The 19,154-nt window shown below is 64.0% G+C and carries 13 protein-coding genes; 7 read left to right on the top strand and 6 right to left on the bottom strand.

Annotation, left to right across the window (positions count from 1 at the left end; all coding sequences use genetic code 11):
- Window positions 1–174: 174 nt before the first annotated feature.
- The 4 genes from NKI46_RS04620 to NKI46_RS04605 all read left to right on the top strand — a co-directional run bounded on the left by NKI46_RS04620 (window position 175) and on the right by NKI46_RS04605 (window position 5,936).
- Window positions 175–849, top strand: a complete 675-nt coding sequence (locus NKI46_RS04620; RefSeq protein ID WP_352744962.1) for a response regulator transcription factor — start codon at window positions 175–177, stop codon at window positions 847–849.
- A gap of 107 nt (window positions 850–956) precedes the next feature.
- The gene (locus NKI46_RS04615; protein WP_352744959.1) at window positions 957–2,432 is read left to right on the top strand and encodes a sensor histidine kinase; all 1,476 of its coding nucleotides are present in this window, start codon (window positions 957–959) and stop codon (window positions 2,430–2,432) included.
- Window positions 2,432–5,398: a bifunctional [glutamine synthetase] adenylyltransferase/[glutamine synthetase]-adenylyl-L-tyrosine phosphorylase gene (locus NKI46_RS04610; protein ID WP_352744956.1), complete on the top strand. Its 2,967-nt coding sequence runs from the start codon at window positions 2,432–2,434 to the stop codon at window positions 5,396–5,398. Before NKI46_RS04615 ends, NKI46_RS04610 begins: the two co-directional genes overlap by 1 nt.
- A gap of 64 nt (window positions 5,399–5,462) precedes the next feature.
- Complete coding sequence (locus tag NKI46_RS04605) at window positions 5,463–5,936, top strand: EF-hand domain-containing protein (protein ID WP_352744953.1); 474 nt, start codon at window positions 5,463–5,465, stop codon at window positions 5,934–5,936.
- A 104-nt stretch (window positions 5,937–6,040) separates the two neighbouring features.
- Here the strand turns inward: NKI46_RS04605 and NKI46_RS04600 are convergent, their stop codons facing one another.
- A complete protein-coding gene (locus NKI46_RS04600) occupies window positions 6,041–8,362 on the bottom strand; it encodes a PAS domain-containing sensor histidine kinase (RefSeq protein WP_352497128.1) in 2,322 nt (773 codons plus the stop codon).
- 310 nt (window positions 8,363–8,672) lie between these two features.
- Window positions 8,673–11,312: an aminopeptidase N gene (gene pepN, locus NKI46_RS04595; protein ID WP_352744950.1), complete on the bottom strand. Its 2,640-nt coding sequence runs from the start codon at window positions 11,310–11,312 to the stop codon at window positions 8,673–8,675.
- A 419-nt stretch (window positions 11,313–11,731) separates the two neighbouring features.
- Between pepN and NKI46_RS04590 the strand changes: the two genes are divergently transcribed.
- Window positions 11,732–12,634 carry a DMT family transporter gene (locus NKI46_RS04590; RefSeq protein ID WP_023670192.1) on the top strand — a complete coding sequence of 301 codons (903 nt, stop codon included), beginning with the start codon at window positions 11,732–11,734 and terminating at the stop codon, window positions 12,632–12,634.
- A gap of 19 nt (window positions 12,635–12,653) precedes the next feature.
- Here the strand turns inward: NKI46_RS04590 and NKI46_RS04585 are convergent, their stop codons facing one another.
- The 3 genes from NKI46_RS04585 to NKI46_RS04575 all read right to left on the bottom strand — a co-directional run bounded on the left by NKI46_RS04585 (window position 12,654) and on the right by NKI46_RS04575 (window position 15,392).
- On the bottom strand, window positions 12,654–13,466 hold the full coding sequence (locus NKI46_RS04585) for a helix-turn-helix domain-containing protein (RefSeq protein ID WP_023670193.1): 813 nt from the start codon (window positions 13,464–13,466) through the stop codon (window positions 12,654–12,656).
- A 225-nt stretch (window positions 13,467–13,691) separates the two neighbouring features.
- Complete coding sequence (locus tag NKI46_RS04580) at window positions 13,692–14,570, bottom strand: uracil-DNA glycosylase (protein ID WP_352744947.1); 879 nt, start codon at window positions 14,568–14,570, stop codon at window positions 13,692–13,694.
- 267 nt (window positions 14,571–14,837) lie between these two features.
- Complete coding sequence (locus NKI46_RS04575) at window positions 14,838–15,392, bottom strand: hypothetical protein (RefSeq protein ID WP_352538491.1); 555 nt, start codon at window positions 15,390–15,392, stop codon at window positions 14,838–14,840.
- A 303-nt stretch (window positions 15,393–15,695) separates the two neighbouring features.
- On the opposite strand from NKI46_RS04575, the gene NKI46_RS04570 reads away from it, so the two are divergent.
- On the top strand, window positions 15,696–17,375 hold the full coding sequence (locus NKI46_RS04570; protein WP_023670196.1) for an electron transfer flavoprotein-ubiquinone oxidoreductase: 1,680 nt from the start codon (window positions 15,696–15,698) through the stop codon (window positions 17,373–17,375).
- A complete protein-coding gene (locus NKI46_RS04565) occupies window positions 17,372–18,118 on the top strand; it encodes a DUF922 domain-containing protein (protein ID WP_348625725.1) in 747 nt (248 codons plus the stop codon). The genes NKI46_RS04570 and NKI46_RS04565 overlap by 4 nt, the downstream gene beginning before the upstream one ends.
- A 25-nt stretch (window positions 18,119–18,143) precedes the next feature.
- On the opposite strand, the gene NKI46_RS04560 is transcribed toward NKI46_RS04565, so the two are convergent.
- Window positions 18,144–19,145, bottom strand: coding sequence for an endonuclease/exonuclease/phosphatase family protein (locus NKI46_RS04560; RefSeq protein ID WP_352744944.1), 1,002 nt, complete (start codon window positions 19,143–19,145; stop codon window positions 18,144–18,146).
- Window positions 19,146–19,154 lie beyond the last annotated feature (9 nt).

Here is a 19,154-nt window from a genome sequence, read left to right as displayed (position 1 = left end):
TCATCGTGTTCTGCCCCCGGCGGCAGCGGGCCCCCATCGCCCGCTGCCGCTCTAACATCGAAGCATGTCGCCCAAAAGTGCACGGCGGTTTTGGCAAAACGACATGCTTGAACGAAAGCTTTTGCGCTCATGGCGGCCCCTCAATCTTCCGGCGAAATCGCGTATAACGGCTCTATGAAGATTCTCGTCATAGAAGACGATCGCGAGGCGGCCGACTATATGCAGAAGGCCTTTGCCGAGGCTGGGCACACCGCCCATGTCGCCGGCGACGGCGAAACCGGCTTTGCGCTGGCCGATGCCGGCGACTATGACGTGATGGTCGTCGACCGCATGATGCCACGCCGCGACGGGCTCTCCGTCATTGCCGGCCTGCGCTCGCGCGGCAACACCACGCCGGTGCTGATCCTGTCGGCGCTGGGCGAAGTCGATGACCGCGTCACCGGTCTGCGCGCCGGCGGGGACGACTATCTGACCAAGCCCTATGCCTTTTCCGAATTGCTCGCCCGCGTCGAGGTGCTGAACCGCCGCGCCAGCGCCAGGGAGGCCGAAACCATCTACCGGGTCGGCGATCTCGAGCTTGACCGGCTGTCCCATTCGGTCAAGCGCGCGGCGCGCGAGATCACGCTGCAGCCGCGCGAATTCCGCCTGCTCGAATATCTGATGCGCCATGCCGGCCAGGTGGTGACGCGCACCATGCTGCTCGAAAATGTCTGGGACTATCATTTCGATCCGCAGACCAACGTGATCGACGTTCACGTCTCGCGCCTGCGTGGCAAGATCGAGAAGGGTTTCGACAAGCCGATCCTGCATACGGTTCGCGGCGCCGGCTATATGCTGAAGAGCGGCTAGAGCATGATCCCAAAAAGTAGGTACCGGTTTTTGGAGAAGATCATGCTCCAACAAAGGGGTAGGTCATGATGAGATTTCAGCCAAATCTCATCATGAGCTAGAACTCGATGGCCCTTTCCCTGCCGGCCATCATGAGGACGACGGGGGCGCGGCTTTCAGCGCTTTATTTCCTGCTTTTCGCGCTATGTGCCGTGTTGCTGGTCTTCTACATGACGTCGTTGTCGGCCCGCATGCTGACCGGCCAGACCCAGCAGACCATCAATGACGAGGTGCTCGGCCTCGCCCGTGCCTATCAGAGCGGCGGCCTGCCGCGGCTGGTGCGCGTCGTCGAGCAGCGCTCGCGCCAGCCCGGCGCCAACCTCTATCTCATTGCCGATGTCAACGGCCAGATCCTCACCGGCAACGTGCAGAGCCTGGCACCGGGGGTGCTCGAGACCGATGGCTGGACGACCGAACCCTTCTCCTATCGCCGTTTCGGCGAAGGTGAGCTCGAACGGCAGCGCAACCAGGCTTCTGACCCGAATGGCGCGCAGCCCGGCGAGACCGAAATTCAGCCCGAGGGCGAGAAGGGCCACAACGCCATCGCGCTGGTGCTGCGGCTGCCCAACCAGATGATCATGCTGGTCGGCCGCGATCTCGGCGAGCCCGAGCGCTTCCGCGCCGTCGTCCGCCGCGCCCTGATGCTGGCGCTGGGCATGATGGGCCTGGGCGGGCTGCTGATCTGGTTCCTTGTCGGCCGCGCCGCGCTGAAGCGCATCGACAGCGTCTCGGAGGCAAGCCGCCGCATCATGGGCGGCGATCTCACGGGACGGCTGCCGGTGACCGGCGCCGGCGATGAGTTCGACCGCCTGTCGGAAAACCTCAACACCATGCTGGCCAGGATAGCGACGCTCAACGAAGGGCTGAAGCAGGTCTCCGACAACATCGCCCATGATTTGAAGACGCCGCTGACCAGACTGCGCAACCGCGCTGAGGCGACACTTTCGGGCAAGCACAAGACCACCGACTACCGGCAGGCGCTGGAAGGCACCATCGCCGAATCCGACCAGCTGATAAAAACCTTCAACGCCATCCTGATGATCTCCAGGCTGGAGGCCGGCTATTCCTCGGAGAGCACCAGCAAGGTCGATCTCGCCGCCGCGGTGCATGACGTTGTCGAGCTTTATGAGCCGGTGGCGGAGGAGGCTGGCGTGGTGCTTGAAACTGCAGCGGACGGGAGTTTTTCCGTCGATGGCAACCGCGAGCTGATCGGCCAGGCACTGTCGAACATCGTCGACAACGCCATCAAATACTCGACCGATGCGACGGAAAAGCCTGCCGTGCGCGTAGCCCTGCAGCGCGTCGGTCACGAAATCCGCCTTTCCGTTTCCGACAATGGCCATGGCATCCCCGACGATGCCGACCGCGCCAGGGCGACCGAGCGCTTCGTGCGGCTGGAAAAGAGCCGCTCGCAGCCGGGATCCGGTCTTGGCCTCAGCCTCGCCAAGGCGATCATGACTTTTCACAATGGCCGGCTTGAACTTCTGCCTGCCAATCCCGGATTGTCCGTTATCATGAGCTTCCCGGCGCGGGAGGACCATTGATGGCGGTGAGGATGGCTGCGAAACGGATCGAGACCGAATGGCGCGTGCAACTGGCGGCGCAGCTCGCGCCGCTGGATGAGGCCCGCGCCCGGCGTGAACTGTCGGAGATCGCTGGCGATGCCAAGGACGAGAACCTGCCGCGGCTGGCGAAATTCCTAGGGGGCAAGGGCGCCGCACAGGAGTTTCTCGCTGCCGTCTTCGACCTCTCGCCCTTCCTCCGCGATGTCGCGCGCCGCCGGCCGCAAATCCTCGACGCGCTGTTCGATGGCAGTGTCGAGGCTCGGCTGCTCGCCATCGCCGAAGCGATCGGCAAGGTCGCCTTTTCCGAGACCGTTTCCGAATCCAGCCTGATGATGGAACTCAGGCAGTGGAAGGGTGAAGCTCACTTCCTGATCGCACTTGCAGACCTCTCCGGCGAGGCCGATGCCGCGCTGACGGTAAGGCGCCTCAGCAATCTCGCCGATGCCTGCACCTGCGCGGCGGTCGACTTCCTGCTGCGCGAGGCGCACAGCCAAGGCAAGCTCAAATTGGCCGATCCCGAAAATCCGTCACAGCAATCCGGCTGGATCGTGCTCGGCATGGGCAAGCTTGGCGCGCATGAACTGAATTTCTCCTCCGACATCGACCTCGTCGTCTTCTTCGATCCGGATGCGCCGGCAATCGTCGATCCGCTCGACGCCACAGAGCTGTTTGCGCGCCTGACCCGCAGGCTGGTCCGCATCCTGCAGGACCGCACCGGGCACGGCTATGTCTTCCGCACCGATTTGAGGCTTCGCCCCGATCCAGGCTCGACGCCGCTGGCGATCCCGGTCGAGGCAGCACTTCGCTACTATGAGGCGCGCGGCCAGAACTGGGAGCGCGCCGCCATGATCAAGGCGCGTCCCGTGGCCGGCGATCTCGATGCCGGGGATGCGTTCCTGCGGGAATTGCAGCCTTATGTCTGGCGCAAATACATGGACTATGCGGCGATCGCCGACGTTCATTCGATCAAGCGCCAGATCCATGCCCACAAGGGTCATGGCGAGATCGCGGTCAAAGGACACAACGTGAAGCTCGGCCGCGGCGGCATTCGCGAAATCGAGTTCTTCGTCCAGACCCAGCAGCTGATCGCCGGCGGCCGTTTTCCGGAGCTGCGCGGCCGCGAGACGGTGCCGATGCTGGGTGCGCTGGCCGCGCGCAACTGGATCACCGCCGATGCACGCGACGCGCTCACGCAGCAATATTGGTTTCTGCGCCGCGTCGAACACACCATCCAGATGGTCGCCGACGAGCAGACGCATATTCTGCCCGACGATGATGAGGGGCTGGAACGCATCGCCCATATGCTGGGCTTTGCCGATGCCGCCAGATTTGCCGAAACCTTTCGCGCGGCTTTGCATGAGGTCGAGCGCCACTACGCCGCGTTGTTCGAGACCGCGCCTGAATTGTCGGCCGGCGTCGGCAATCTGGTCTTCACCGGCGATGTCGACGATCCCGACACGCTGCAGACCTTGCACGGCCTTGGCTTCCAGCGGCCAAGCGACATCTGCCGCGTGATTCGAGGCTGGCATTTCGGCCGCTACCGCGTCACCCAGTCGGCGGAAGCGCGCGAGCGGCTGACCGAACTGACGCCGGCGCTGCTCAAAGCCTTCGGCCAGACGCGCCGGGCCGACGAGGCGCTGGTTCGCTTGGACGAATTCCTCGCCGGCCTGCCCGCCGGCATCCAGCTGTTTTCGCTGCTGCAGTCGAATCCCGCTCTGCTGAAGCTTATGGCGACGATCATGGGCGCCGCGCCTCGGCTGGCGGCAATCATCACAAGGCGCCCGCATGTCTTCGATGGTCTGCTCGACCCGGCGCTACTCACCGAACTGCCCAACCGCGCCTATCTCTCAGCGCGGTTGGCCGCTTTCATCGAAGGCGACCGGGCTTATGAGGACGTGCTCGACCGTTTGCGCATCTTTGCCTCCGAGCAGAAATTCCTGATCGGTGTCAGGCTGCTCGCCGGCTCGATCGACCCGGCGCGCGCCGGCCGCGCCTTTTCCGATCTCGCCGACCTCACCATCGACGCCGCATTGCAGGCGGTGACCACCGAATTCGCGCTGCGTCATGGCCGCATCGCCGGCGGCACCGTGTCGCTGCTCGGCATGGGCAAACTCGGCAGCCGCGAGCTCACCGCCGGCTCCGATGTCGACCTCATTCTGCTCTACGACCACGACGCGAATGCCGACGAGTCCGACGGCGACAAGCCGCTCGCACCATCGCACTACTATACCAGGATGACGCAGCGGCTGATCGCGGCTGTCTCGGCGCCGACCGCCGAAGGCGTTCTCTACGAGCTCGATTTGCGCTTGCGGCCATCCGGCAACAAGGGGCCGGTGGCCACCCACATCGATGCCTTCAAGAAATACCAGCGCCAGGAGGCCTGGACCTGGGAGCACATGGCGCTGGCCCGGGGGCGCGCCATCGGCGGCGACGCGGCCCTTTGCGCCGAGGTCGAGGCCGAGGTGGCGGCACTTCTGGCCTTGCCGCGCGACGCCGCCAAGGTGAGGGCGGAGGCATCCGAGATGCGCGCGCTGATCGAGAAGGAAAAATCGCCGCGCGATCTCTGGGACATCAAGCTCATCTCCGGCGGCCTCATCGACCTCGAATTCATCGCGCAGGTGGCGGTTATAACCGGGCAGGTCGAAGCCGGCCGCAGGGTGACCGCGACCGGCGAAATCCTGGCGCATCTGTCGCCGGATTTCGCCGAGGCCGACGTCAGGCAGCAGCTTTGCGGAGCCTACCAGCTCTATCTGGCGCTGACCCAGATGACGCGGCTTTGCCTCACCGGCGCATTCGAACGCGATGACGTTCCGCCGGGATTGTCGGATCTGCTTCTGGCGGTGACTGACCTGCCGGATTTCGGTGTGCTGGAAGCACATCTCAAGGAAACGTCGCAAAAGGTCAGAAAGGATTTCGACCTTTTGCTTCGTACGAAACGGTTGTGAGGGCGTGAAGCTCTGGCGGCTGTTTCGGATCGCATCGGGGGTGACGATGCAACAGGAGATACCCATGAGAAAGACAACCGGACTTGCCCTTGCCTTCGTCGCGCTTGCCGGCGCCGTCGGCACCACCGCCTATGCCGAGAACAATGCCAGCGCCAGAATGCGCGAGGGCACCATGATGCGCCTCGACAAGGCGATGAAGGATTCCAACGGCACCATCAGCTTCGACCAGTTTTCCGACGCCATGAACGCGCGGCTGAAGAAGCTGGTCGCCGATAATGGCGGCAAGCTGACAGTCGCCCAGCTCGCTGACGCGCTGGAGAAGGCGCGGTTCGAGGAAATGGCCAAGCGCATCGTTGCCCGCTACGACAGCAAGGGCGACGGCACGCTGACCACGGACGACATCACCGGGCGCGAGAAAAAGGTGTTCGCGATGCTCGACCGCAACAATGACGGCAAGATCGAGCGCAACGAACTACCAAAGAACGGCCGCATGGGCCACCACCGTCACTGGGACGGTGGTGACGACAGCATGGAGTGAGTGGTGATTGTGGCTCCGGCGGCGAAGCCGCCGGAGTCCTTGCATGACCGCGCCTACTCAGTCCTTGAACGCAGCGGAGAGCACCGCTTCGCATTGGCGGGCCGTCAGGCCGCCGCCTTCACCGCCGGTTGCGCCTTCTTCACCGGGATGCGCACCGACACGATCGTGCCGACGCCTTCGGTCGAGCGGATTTTCAGCGCTCCTCCTTGCAACTCGGCCAGCGAGCGCGAGATGGCAAGGCCGAGGCCGGAACCGGCGTGGTTCTTCGAAAACTGGTTCTGCACCTGTTCGAAGGGGCGGCCAAGCTTGCTCAGTGCCTCCTTCGGAATGCCGCAGCCATTGTCCTCGATGGTCAGCACCAGCGCGCCTGACGTGTTGCGGGCGCGCACCGAGATATGGCCGCCCTGGCCGGTGAACTTCACCGCATTCGACAGCAGATTGATGGCGATCTGCTTGATCGCCCGGCGGTCGGCGAACAGCGTCATCGTATCGGCGATGCGGGTTTCGACCGTGATCGATTTCTCCGCCGCCTGCAGCGAGATCACCCGCACCGTCTCGCGGATCAGCGGGCAGAGATCGATTTCCTCGCGGTCCATCGAGAATTGGCCGGCCTCGATCTTCGACATGTCGAGTATGTCGTTGATGACGCCCAGCAGATATTTGCCGCTGCCGTTGATGTCGTTGGCATATTCCTCGTAACGCGGCGAACCCAACGGCCCGAACAGGCCCTGTTCCATCAGTTCGGAGAACCCGATGATGGCGTTGAGCGGCGTGCGCAGTTCATGCGACATGTTGGCCAGGAACTCGGACTTGGCCCGGTTGGCGGCCTCGGCGCGCTCGGTTTCCTTCATGTATTCGCGGTTGAGTTCGACCAGTTCCTTGGCGCGTTCCTCCTCGGCACGGCGGGCAAGGCTGAGGTCGTGGATGGTCGCCATCAGCCGGCGCTCGCTGTCGACCAGCTTTTCCTGGTGCAGCTTGATCTGGGTGATGTCGGAGCCGACGGAGACCGTGCCGCCGTCCCGGGTCCTCAGTTCGTTGACCTGCAGCCAGCGTCCGTCGGAAAGCTGCCGCTCGAAGGTCGCGCCGCCTTGTGGCCCGTTGGTGTTGGCCAGCCGCCGTTCCGAGGCGAAGGCCAGCATGCGCTCTTCAAGCACGGCGCGCGCAGCGCCCGGCATGACGTCGCGGTCCGACAGGCCGTTGTCCTTCTGGTATTTGGAATTGCACATGATCAGGCGCTGGGCGGCATCCCACAGCACGAAGGATTCGTTGATGTTTTCGATCGCGGTCCGCAGGCGCAGGTCGGCCGCCTCCGAGCGCAGCGCCAGATGCCGCTGCTCGGTGACGTCGACGGCAATGCCGATCAGCTGGATCTCAGGCGCTTCCGGGTCGATCACCTGGGCCCTGGCGCGCATCCACACCCACTGGCCGTCGGCGTGACGCATCCGGAACACCTGGTCGATATGGTGGATCTCGCGCTCGACGATTTTGTTGGCCAGCTCGAACAGGTCGCCGTCCTCGGGGTGGATGATGTCGTCGACCTCGCCGAACGACAGCATCGAGTTGCAGGGCTCGTAGCCCAGCATGTCGTACATCGAGCGCGACCAGTACATCTTGCCGCGCACCATGTCCCAGTCCCACAGGCCGCAGCGACCGCGAACCAGCGCCATGTCGATGCGCTGATGGGCTTCGAGATAGATGCGGTCGGCTGTCTGGGCGCGCGATGCCTGGCCGAAATAGGCGTAGAGGATGATGATCAGCACGCCGGCTGTCAGCACAAACAGCGTGACGTTGAGCGAGACGGTCTTGCGCCAGTTGTCGAACGCCGCTTCCTGCGGCACCAGCACGGCGGCGGCGTTCTTGCGGTCCCGGGTCAGGCTCACCGCCGCGTACCAGTCCTGGCCGCCGATGCTGACATCCATGACCCCGGCGCGGTCGCCGAACATGAACAGCGGCTGGCCGTCCAGCACCAGGCTGTCCAGCGATCGCCCTTGCCAGCCGGTCGACAGCGGCGACACGGCAATGATCTTGAAGGCGCTGTCGGTGATCACAAGCACATGGCTTCTGCCCATGGCGCCCTGGCGGCTCGTGCTTTCCAGAAGATCAATTGCACCGCTGGATGCCGCGGTCGGGTCGGCCGAGATTGCGTTCGCCATCTGGCCGGCGGCGAGACCTAGCACCGCCTTGCCGTCGCGCTCGGCCTCGTCGCGCTCGTTCATCAGCGACAGCACGCGCAGTGCGGCGATGACGATCAGGAAGATGATGATGAGAGCCGGTATCGAACGGCGCAGAAGGGGTTCGGCAGCCAGGAGCCGCCGGTAGGCTGGTTCAGCGATGAGCCGCGTATTGCCGGCGAGGCCGTCGCCTCGCGCCTTGCGCCGCTCAAAAGCCGTCCCTTCGGGCGCGCCCCACGCGTCCGCCTTGGCCATAAATGGCACTCCCCGAATTTCCGTACGCTTGACGATCCGGCAACACCGCACATCCGAATCGTCTGTAAAGAATCAAAGGTGATTCGCCTTGTCCAGAGGCGCGGCCGAAAAACATTAAAAATTGATTGAAATAACGCTGAAATCCCTCCCCTTGAGGGGAGGGTGGCCCGAAGGGCCGGGTGGGGTCCTCGGCGAAGCGCTCGACTCTCTCAATCACGGTCGAAGTTGGTCGAGGTCGCGCACTGCCGCAACGACCCCACCCGTCCATCCGCCTTCGGCGGCTGTCCACCGTCCCCTCAAGGGGGAGGGATCAGGCCAGCGTTCGCTCCACAATGTCCCGCAAATCCGCCGACAGGTTCTCGGCACCGGCGATGGCCAGCAGCGCTTCCCTGGCCTTGGCTTGCCTGCCCGGCTCCAGCGAGCGCCACGAGCGCAGCGCTGTCGCCAGCCTGGCCGCCACTTGCGGATTGCGTTTTTCAACCTCGAGTACGGTCTGGGTAAAAAACCGGTAGCCTTCGCCATCGGCGCGGTGGAAGCCGGTCTGGTTGGCGCTGGCGAATGTGCCGACCAGCGAGCGCACCCGGTTCGGATTGGCCATCGAGAAAGCTGCGTGACCAGTCAGCTCGCGTACCGTGTCGACTGTCCGGCGTCCCGGCACGCTGGCCTGGATCTGGAACCATTTGTCCATGACCAGCGGATCGGCGCCATAACGCGCCTCGAAATCGGCCAGCGCCTTGATCGCCTCCGGCGAACCGTCATGGCGGTGCGCAAGGACGGTCAGCGCTGCGGCGCGGTCGGTCATGTTGGTCGCGGTTTCGAAATGCCGGGCGGCGAGCGCAGCACCTTTCGGCAGCAGCGAGAGGTAGTCGAGCAGGATGTTGCGCAGCGCGCGGCGTCCCGCACTTGCCGCGTCGGGGCTGAACGGCCCGTCGTCGGCGAGGCGACCGTATAGGTCGGTGAACGTTTGCTGATTGGCGCGCGCGATTGCCAGCGCCAGCGCCTCGCGGGCGGCGAAGATGGCGTCGGGGTCGATATTCCTGCCGATGTCGCGAGCAATGTCGGCCTCGCCCGGAAGCGAAAGCGCCAGTGCCCGGTAAGCGGGTTCCAGCGTCTCGTCGCCGGCGATCTTGCCGGCAAGTCCGGTCAGCCTGGCGGTGAAGGCCGGCTTTGCGCCGCCGAGGATCTGGCGGAAGGCCGCTATCAGCGCATCGGTCAAAAGCGTGTTGAACGCCTGCCAGCGCGCAAAGGCATCGCTGTCATGGCCGGCGAGAAAGAACTGGTCGTCGGCCTTCTGCTCGACCGAAAGCGTGATCGGTGCCGAAAAGCCGCGGTTGAGCGACACCGCCGGCCGCTCGGCAACGCCTGAGAAGCGCACCATGTGACGGCGCTTGCGAATATGGATGACACCGTCCTCGACGGCGGCGCCCTCGACGCCGCCATAGGTAACCGGTTCGCCGCCGGCGCCGACCAGCCCGAAGGCGAGCGGGATGTGCATCAGCCGCTTGCGGCTTTCCGACGGCGTCGGCGGCACCGACTGCTCGATCTCGAGCGTGAACTCGCGCGTGGCCGGATTGTGCGTCGAACTGACGGTCAGGTTCGGCGTGCCCGCCTGGTGGTACCAGAGCGCGAATTGCGACAGATCGCGCCCGGAGGCGTCCTCGAACACTTTGAGGAAATCCTCGATCGTCGCTGCTTCGCCGTCATGGCGCTCGAAATAGAGATCCATTCCGGCGCGGAACGTGTCAGGTCCGAGAATGGTGCGGATCATGCGCACGACTTCCGAGCCTTTTTCGTAGACGGTCGCCGTGTAGAAATTGTTGATCTCGCGGTAGCGGCGCGGCCGCACCGGATGCGCCAGCGGTCCCTGGTCCTCGGGGAACTGGTGTGCCCTGAGCGTGCGCACTTCGGCGATGCGCTTGACCGCGCGCGAGCGCTGGTCGGCGGAGAATTCGTGGTCGCGAAAAACCGTCAGCCCTTCTTTCAGGCAGAGCTGGAACCAATCGCGGCAGGTGATCCTGTTGCCGGTCCAGTTGTGGAAATACTCATGCGCGATGATCGCCTCGATATTGGCGAAATCGGCATCGGTGGCGGTTTCCCGGTCGGCCAGCACATATTTGTCGTTGAAGATATTGAGGCCCTTGTTCTCCATGGCCCCCATGTTGAAGTCGGAAACGGCGACGATGTTGAAGACGTCGAGGTCGTATTCGCGGCCGAAGGCCTGCTCGTCCCATTGCATCGAGCGCTTCAGCGCATCCATGGCGTAGCCGGCAAGCCCCTCCTTGCCTGGCTCGACATAGATGCCGAGTTCGACCTCGCGCCCGGACATGGTGACGAAACTGTCCGCAACCTTGCCGAGATTGCCGGCCACGAGCGCAAACAGATAGGACGGCTTGGGGAAGGGGTCGTCCCAGACTGCAAAGTGCCAGCCGTCGGCAAGCGCGCCGCTTTCGACCGGATTGCCGTTGGAAAGCAACAGCGGCGCTTCGTCCAGCCTCGCCTCGATACGCACGGTATAGACCGACAGGATGTCGGGGCGGTCGAGGAAATAGGTGATGCGGCGAAAGCCCTCGGCCTCGCATTGCGTGCAATAGACATTGCTGGAGCGGTAGAGGCCCATCAGCGCCTCATTGCTGGCCGGCGCGATCTCGGTCTCGAGCAGCAGCTGGAAACGGGCCGGCGGCCTCAAAATGGTCAGCTGGTCCGGCGTGGCGAGATACTCGGCCGGGGCAAGCTCGCGACCGTCGATGGCAATGCGCTTGAGCACCAGCCCGTCGCCGTCCAGCACCAGCGACGTCGAGGCGGCGGCGCCATCGCGGCGTTCGATCGTCAGCACTCCGGTGACACGCGTTGCGTCTGGCGAAAGGCGGAAGGTGAGGCCGGTTTGCGGGATGGAAAAGTCGTTGGGGCGGTAGTCTTCGAGCTTGAAGACCTGGCCGGTATCGGTTCGCATTCCCTTGGGTTTCCCTGTCGCTATCGGAGCCGCTGACGTGTCCTGGCCCATTAATCTAAAGTTGCGCGCTCTTTACACGAAACGGCCACTCGACAAAACTGCGCCAATGCCTATTTCGGGGCGTTCCCCTTCCGCCATCATCGTGAGGCCTTGATGACCGTCGTCACATCGAAGTTCGGCATGGGCGCCTGTGTACCGCGTCGTTCGACGCGCATCTCAGCGGAGATCCGGGAAGCAACAGAACAGTGAAAGCCGGGCCTGGAGACGAAGCGGGCGGGAAACTGTCCGATCATCCCGGCGCGCATCGGCCCAAAAATCGATGTCGATTTTTGGAAAGCACGATGCGCAGATTTAAAGTGTCAGAGCGTCCTTTGCGCGTCGAAGACGACGCGCGGCGCTCTAATGTTCTCACTGGGATCATGCTCAAGGTCATGTCGGTGGCGGTCTTTGTCGGCATGCAAACCTGCATCAAGGCCGCCGGCACTTTGCCGGCCGGCCAGATCGTCTTCTTCCGCTCCTTCTTCGCCATCTTCCCGATCATCGTCTTCCTGGCCTTCAAGAGAAAACTCGGTACGGCGTTCGCCACCAAACGCCCGCTGAACCACATTGCGCGCGGTGTCGTCGGCGTTTGCGCCATGGGGCTCGGCTTCTTCGCGCTGACCCGGCTGCCGCTGCCGGAAGCGATCACGCTGAACTATGCCCAGCCTTTGCTGGTGGTGGTGTTCTCTTCGCTGTTCCTCGGCGAAGCTATCCGCGTCTATCGCTGGAGCGCGGTTGCGGTCGGTCTGGTCGGCGTGCTGATCATCTCGTGGCCGGAGCTGACGCTGCTCACGTCGGGCGCCGCGCTCGGCGACCAGGAGGTGCTGGGCGTCATCGCTGCTCTCTTCTCAGCGGCAATCTCCGCCAATGCCATCCTGCTCGTGCGCAATCTGGTTCAGACCGAACGGACAGCGACCATTGTGTTGTGGTTTTCGGCGACGGCGAGCGTCATGGCGCTGTTTTCGCTGCCTTTCGGCTGGCAGGCGCTGACGCTATTGCAGACCGGCCTTCTGGTCGCCGCAGGCTTCTGCGGCGGGCTGGCGCAGATCCTGATGACGGCAGCCTATCGCCACGCCGAGGCCTCGGTGGTGGCGCCGTTCGAATACACCTCGATGATCCTCGGTGTCGTCGTCGGCTATTTCGCCTTTGGCGATATCGCCACCATCAACACGCTCGTCGGCGGTGTGATCGTCGTTGCCGCCGGCATGTTCATCATCTGGCGCGAGCGCCAACTCGGCCTGGAACGCACCCGAACGCGCAAGGCAGCGCCACCACAGGGGTGAGGAGGTCCGCGGGGTTGGCTCAGTTAGCTTCCGCACGTTCCTTCGCCAGCCGCACCAGCACCGCTCGCGTCTGCTCGTCGGCCGGGAAGAAAGACTCGATCGCCAGTTCCGACAGCGTCACGTCAAGCGGCGTGCCGAAGACGGTGATGGTGCTGATGAAGGACAGCACCTGGTCGCCATGCGCCAGCCGCAGCGGATGGACGATGCCGTTGGGCTCGACCGGCACCGGCCGCGCACCCTTGAGCCCGGACGGATAGGTTCGCAATTCGCGCTCCAGCTCGACCAGGACGGGATCGCCGGCGGCATCGTTCTGGTGTTTCAGCCGCTCCAGCAGATGCGCCCGCCATTCCGCGAGATTGACGATGCGCGGTGCGATGCCGTTCGGGTGCAGGCTGAGGCGCAGCACATTGACCGGCGGCTGGAGCAGCGACGGCTCGGCAACATCGGCCAGAAACGGGCCGATGGCGGCATTGGCGGAAATCAGGTTCCAGTGCCGGTCGACGGCCAGGGCGGGGAACGGCTCATGCCCTTTGAGCACGCTCTCGACCGCGGCAAGCGCCGGCGCCAGCGTCGCATCTGTGAGTGGCCGCTCGCTGAAGCTCGGGGCAAAGCCGGCAGCCAGCAACAGCTGATTACGCTGCCGCAGCGGAATCTCAAGCTGCTCGGCCAGATGCAGCACCATCTCGCGCGAGGGCGCGGCGCGGCCGCTTTCGACGAAGGAGAGATGACGCTGGGAAATCTCAGCCTCCATTGCGAGATCAAGCTGGCTCATGCGCCGGCGCGTGCGCCATTCGCGGATCAGGCTGCCGGCGGAGGTTTGGGCTGTTGTCATGGGAGGATGAGTAGGCCGGGGCGGGCGGTATTTCAATTACCTCTGAGGTCATTGGCGCGGTTCTCCCTTCTCCCCCTGTGGGAGAAGGTGGCCGAGCGAAGCTCGGTCGGATGAGGGGTGTTCCAGGGAACGCCAACGTCTCACTCCGCTGGAACACCCCTCATCCGTCTCGGCGCTGCGCGCCGATCCACCTTCCCCCACAAGGGTGGAAGGAAGAGGCGCGCCTCACCCCACCTCTCGCAACTTCGCTTTCACCTCGAGAAAATCCCGCCACGCCAGTTTCTTGTGCGCCGGCGTCCGCAAGAGATAGGCCGGGTGCAACGTCGGCATGGCCGGAATGGCAGTGCCCGACACCGTCGTGTGCACCTGCCAATTGCCGCGCAGGCGCAGGATGCCCTCGGTAGTGTTGAGCAGGGTTTTGGCCGAAGGGCCGCCGAGATTGACCAGCACCTTCGGATTGACCAGCTCTATCTGCCGCTCGATGAAGGGACGGCAGATTTCGGTCTCGTGCGGCGTCGGCGTGCGGTTGCCGGGTGGCCGCCAGGGAATGACGTTGGCGATATAGACCGAAGTCCGGTCAAGCCCGATCGCCGCCAGCATGCGGTCGAGCAGCCGGCCCGAGCGGCCGACGAAGGGCAGGCCCTCAATATCCTCGTCGCGGCCGGGCGCCTCGCCGACCAACATCACCGAACCTTCCGGATTGCCGTCGGCAAAGACCAGGTTCTTGGCGGTGAATTTGAGGTTGCAGCCATCGAACGACGCCATGTGCTGGCGCAGTTCGTCGAGCGTCGAGGCACTTGCCGCCATTTGCCGGGCCAGGGCCGCCTGTGCCTCGTCGGGCACCGTCGCCATGGCCGGAACGGAACGCGCCGGCGCGTCCGGCACCCGGCTTGCGTCCAGCCCGGGGCTGGCGGCGGCTTGTTCCGGAAACTTGTTTTCGCGAGGCGGCGCGGCAGGCGCCGTTGTGCGCTCGGGGCGCTTCGGTGCTGCCCCGGCAAACCGGTTCACCGGCGCGTCCTCCAACGCTTCGTCGACGCCGGCAGAGGCGTAGAAGGCGAGCAACTCGGTCAGGTCGGATCGGTTGTTGGGGGAGGCGGCAGTCATGCCGGGCACATTCGTCCGCCGAGAGACGATTTGCAAGGTTGGGCGGTTAGTAATCTCCCCCCTCGAGGGGGAGATGTCGCCGAAGGCGACAGAGGGGGTCGGCACGACCGGACGCGGCCTGTCGGCGACAGAGGAGGTTGGCGCTCGACGCGCAGCGACCCCCTCTGGCCTGCCGGCCATCTCCCCCTCAAGGAGGGAGATTACGCGCTCGTCGGCTTTCGCCAATCACGAAGGGCATTTCGTGGCGATTTTCACGGCGTCTGCCGCTTACCCCGTCGGTATCCGCGGATCCTGCACCAGATAGAACGTCCAGCGCGGCGTGTAGTCGGTGATCAGAAACTCGAAGCGTCCCCTCTTCAGCGGGTCGATCTGTCCACTCTTGAACAAGAGCCGGTCATAGGGTTCGAAATCGCGGTCGAAATCGGCGTACGCGCTCGACAGGATGTTGTCGGGCGTCTTGTTGCGCTGGTCGAAGGACAGGCCGTCGCCGAACACGCTCGGCTGGTTGAGTATCTCCTGCAGCTCGAACTGGAATTCGACCCAGGCCTGGCCGCTGTTGTTGAGCACCTCGATACGCATGTACAGGATGCCGTTGGCGAATTCGCCGTTGGTGCTGAACGGCTGGATCGGTTTGGTGGTGCGGATGGTGAGCGTCACCGGCGTCGACGAATTCAGCTCCTCGGAGATGACCAACGGATCTTCCTTGGTGCCGGTGCCCGAGGCGCCGGTGATGTGGAAACCGCCAAGCTCGTCGGAAAAGGAATAGGCGCCGGTCGCCCACACCTTCACCGGCTCGGTCTGAGCGCGAACCGGCGTAAGCATTGAAAGGGCGAGAAGGATCGCTCGGCAGGTCCGGCCGGGCGGAAGGGGGAAGCGCGTCAATGAATAGCCGGACGGCGTGCGCATGGAAATAAGTATGGCCGATAAGAGAGCCGTCGAACAATTAAAATATGGGACGCTGAGCGCGGCCGCGCGCAAAACGCTTGCGGCAGAGTTGTCATCCGCGACTTTTTGTCGAAATCGGCATTGTCACGTCAGCGCCGGTTTCCTGTCGCGGATTGATGCGCTATGCAGCGCAGGAGCCAGCAAAATGCCCGGAAACGGTCGGCCAGTGCGGAGGGGTTGATGAGCGAGATCGAACGCGAGAGCATGGAATTCGACGTGGTCATCGTCGGGGCCGGCCCGGCGGGCCTTGCCGCAGCGATCCGTCTCAAGCAGGTCAATCCCGAGCTTTCCGTCGTGGTGTTGGAAAAGGGCGGCGAGGTTGGTGCCCACATTCTGTCAGGCGCCGTCGTCGATCCCATAGGCATCGACCGCCTGTTGCCGGGCTGGCGCGAGGAAGATGGCCACCCCTTCAAGACGCCGGTTACGGCCGACGATTTCCTGGTGCTCGGCCCCGCCGGCTCGTTCCGTCTGCCCAATATCCTGATGCCGCCGCTGATGAGCAATCACGGCAACTACATCGTCTCGCTCGGCAATGTCTGCCGCTGGCTGGCAACCAAGGCTGAAGCGCTAGGCGTCGAAATCTATCCGGGCTTTGCTGCCGTCAGCCTCGTCTACAACGATGCCGGCGCCGTCACGGGCGTCGTCACCGGCGACATGGGCGTCGAAAAAGACGGCACACATGGCCCGGGCTTTGCGCCGGGCATGGCGCTGATGGGCAAATACGTGCTGATCGGCGAGGGCGCGCGCGGTTCGCTGTCCAAGCAGCTGATCGCAAAATACAAACTGTCCGACGGCCGTGAGCCCGGCAAATACGGCATCGGCCTCAAGGAGCTGTGGCAGGTCAAGCCCGAGAACCACCGGCCGGGCCTGGTGCAGCACTCCTTCGGCTGGCCGCTCGACCTGAAGACAGGCGGCGGCTCCTTCCTCTACCACCTCGAGGATAACCAGGTCGCGGTCGGCTTCGTCCTGCATCTCAACTACAAGAACCCCTGGCTGTCGCCCTTCGAGGAATTCCAACGCTTCAAGACGCATCCGGCGATATCGCGCACCTTCGAGGGCGCCAAGCGCATCGGCTACGGCGCGCGCGCCATTACCGAAGGCGGCTGGCAGTCGGTGCCGAAACTCTCCTTCCCCGGCGGCGTGCTGATGGGGTGTGCGGCGGGCTTCGTCAACGTGCCGCGCATCAAGGGTTCGCACAATGCGGTGCTGTCCGGCATGCTGGCGGCCGAGCATGTCGCGCAAGCGATCGGCTCCGGCCGCGCCAATGACGAACTGTCGTCTTATGAGGACGCCTGGCGCGCGACCGATATCGGCAAGGATTTGAAGAAGGTCCGCAACGTCAAGCCGCTCTGGTCGCGCTTCGGCACCATTATCGGCGTCGGCCTCGGTGGTCTCGACATGTGGCTGAACACGCTGTTCGGCTTCTCGCCCTTCGGCACGCTGAAACATGGCAAGGCCGATTATGCCACGCTTGAGCCCGCGGCCAAGCACAAGAAGATCGCCTATCCCAAAGCGGACGGCGTGCTGACCTTCGACCGCCTGTCCTCGGTGTTCCTGTCCAACACCAATCACGAGGAAAACGAGCCGGTGCATCTCATCGTCGGCGACGTGGAGTTGCAGAAGCGTTCCGAGCATGATGTCTTTGCCGGGCCTTCGACCCGCTATTGCCCGGCCGGTGTTTACGAATGGGTCGACAAGGACGGCAACGCCGCCGCCGATCCGTCTGACAAGGATGTGCGCTTCGTCATCAACGCGCAGAACTGCGTGCACTGCAAGACCTGCGACATCAAGGATCCCAACCAGAACATCAACTGGGTGCCGCCACAAGGCGGCGAAGGCCCGGTCTATCAGGGCATGTGAGCCTCACCGACCGGGGCCGTCTCAACCAGCAAAAATGGCGGCGATGGCCGGGTTTACCAAGGCATGTAAGGCGCTCGGCGCCAAAGATTGTTGAAACCGTCGTCTGCTTGTGGTCTCATTGCCGCGTCCATGGGGAAAATGGCATGCGCGTGGTGGTCTTGTTTTGCGTCGCCGTCGTAAGCGCGGCCTGCGGCGTCGTCGGGACGGCGTCGGCGGGGGTGAAAACCGTCGTCAAGACGCGAACCTATGACATCACCGGCACGACAGGTGCCGGTCTGGTTATCGCCATGAACCGCAGGGGCCCCAAGCACGGTTTCATGACCCACGCCATCGCGCAGACAAGCTACACCGCCGACTGGAGCCTGGACGTGGGTCAGGTCAACGGCGTCTGCCGCCTGCGCCAGGCCAATGGAACGCTCAACATCGCCTACACCTACCCGCGCGTCGCCTCGGCCGTCACGCCGGCGCTGCGCAAACGCTGGAACCGGTTTTTCACAGGCGTTCTCGCTCATGAAGGAACCCATGGCCGTATCGCCGGGCAGATGATGCAGGCTGCCGAGCGGTCGGTTCGCGGCCTGAAATTTGCCAACGATCCGCAATGCAACAAAACGCGCGTCGAAGCCACGCGGCGCTTGCAAGCCACTTCCAAGCTCTATGAGGCAAAACAGATCGCGTTCGACGCGCGCGAGCACAGTGAAGGCGGCCATGTCGAGCGCATCATCGAGGCCTTGGTAGGCTTGTGAAACCGTAAGCCCCGTGGCGTACGATCTAGCCGCCCATGCTGGGCTGGATCAGCGACACAGTCGCGGTAGAATCCTCGTCGACCGGCTTGGTCTCGTCGCGCATCAATGAAAATTCCACCATCACCGGCAGATGGTCGGAGCCGGTCTCTTCCATCTGCGTCGACGACAGGATGGTCACCCCGCCCTTCGAAAACACCTGGTCGATCGGCAGGCCCACATAGCGCCGCAGGAAATCGGGCAGGGTCCGGTGGATCCAGGTCGGTCCGGCCGACGGCATCACGGTCAGTCCGCCGAGCGAGGCAACGCGCCGTACCGCGGCGCTCCACGGCACGGCATTGCAGTCGCCGGCCATGATCGCCGTCTCGCCGAGCGAGGTGAGCGTCTCGGTCAACTCGCCGATCTGCCAGTATTGTTCCTTCGGCCACGGCCAGCTCAAATGGATCGCCGCGACATCGACCGGAGTGCCGCCGAAATCGACGGTGGCGGCCGCCATCGCGCCGCGCGGTTCGCAATGCGGCTCGGTGCCGGCCGCAAAAGGTCGCCGGGACAAAAGCGCCACGCCCCACACGCCGTCGGGATGGGCGCACAGGATGCGATAGGGATAGGCGTTCTCGATATAGCCGAGTTCGGTCGCCCACATGGCCGATACTTCGTCGAGCGTGATCACGTCCGGGTTGGTCCTGGCGATCAGCGAAAGAACCTTCTTGGGTGTCGGATTGTTGAAACGCAGGTTCATCTGCAGCAGCCGGTAGACCGGTTCGTTGCCGGGCGCGGCGTCATTGGCGGCCTGCACCGGCCACAGGCGCGGCAAGGTGCTCAACGTGCTGGCGAAGGCGGCCACGGCCAGCAGCAGGCCCACGCCCGCCTGCAGGCGAAACGAGGTGGCGAGCAGCGGCAGCGCAATCAGCCCCATCAGCACGGCAAAATGGATGCGGAAATGGGCGAAGGCATCGAAGGCCGGATGCAGTGCGCCAAAGAACCCGGCTACAAGCGCGGCCGAGAGGCCGAGCATTGCCAGGAACGCCATTGAAGCCAT

Source organism: Mesorhizobium sp. M0615, assembly GCF_040320805.1.
Taxonomy (GTDB): domain Bacteria; phylum Pseudomonadota; class Alphaproteobacteria; order Rhizobiales; family Rhizobiaceae; genus Mesorhizobium.
The sequence above is the reverse complement of the archived record's forward strand: the minus strand, read 5'-3'. Positions and strand labels throughout refer to the sequence as shown.

Bases quoted from the DNA above. Each gene is read 5' to 3' on its own strand.
- NKI46_RS04620 (WP_352744962.1), top strand. From the start codon at position 175: ATGAAGATTCTCGTCATAGAAGACGATCGCGAGGCGGCCGACTATATG.
- NKI46_RS04615 (WP_352744959.1), top strand. From the start codon at position 957: ATGGCCCTTTCCCTGCCGGCCATCATGAGGACGACGGGGGCGCGGCTT.
- NKI46_RS04610 (WP_352744956.1), top strand. From the start codon at position 2,432: ATGGCGGTGAGGATGGCTGCGAAACGGATCGAGACCGAATGGCGCGTG.
- NKI46_RS04605 (WP_352744953.1), top strand. From the start codon at position 5,463: ATGAGAAAGACAACCGGACTTGCCCTTGCCTTCGTCGCGCTTGCCGGC.
- NKI46_RS04600 (WP_352497128.1), bottom strand. From the start codon at position 8,362: ATGGCCAAGGCGGACGCGTGGGGCGCGCCCGAAGGGACGGCTTTTGAG.
- pepN (WP_352744950.1), bottom strand. From the start codon at position 11,312: ATGCGAACCGATACCGGCCAGGTCTTCAAGCTCGAAGACTACCGCCCC.
- NKI46_RS04590 (WP_023670192.1), top strand. From the start codon at position 11,732: ATGCTCAAGGTCATGTCGGTGGCGGTCTTTGTCGGCATGCAAACCTGC.
- NKI46_RS04585 (WP_023670193.1), bottom strand. From the start codon at position 13,466: ATGACAACAGCCCAAACCTCCGCCGGCAGCCTGATCCGCGAATGGCGC.
- NKI46_RS04580 (WP_352744947.1), bottom strand. From the start codon at position 14,570: ATGACTGCCGCCTCCCCCAACAACCGATCCGACCTGACCGAGTTGCTC.
- NKI46_RS04575 (WP_352538491.1), bottom strand. From the start codon at position 15,392: ATGCTTACGCCGGTTCGCGCTCAGACCGAGCCGGTGAAGGTGTGGGCG.
- NKI46_RS04570 (WP_023670196.1), top strand. From the start codon at position 15,696: ATGAGCGAGATCGAACGCGAGAGCATGGAATTCGACGTGGTCATCGTC.
- NKI46_RS04560 (WP_352744944.1), bottom strand. From the start codon at position 19,145: ATGGCGTTCCTGGCAATGCTCGGCCTCTCGGCCGCGCTTGTAGCCGGG.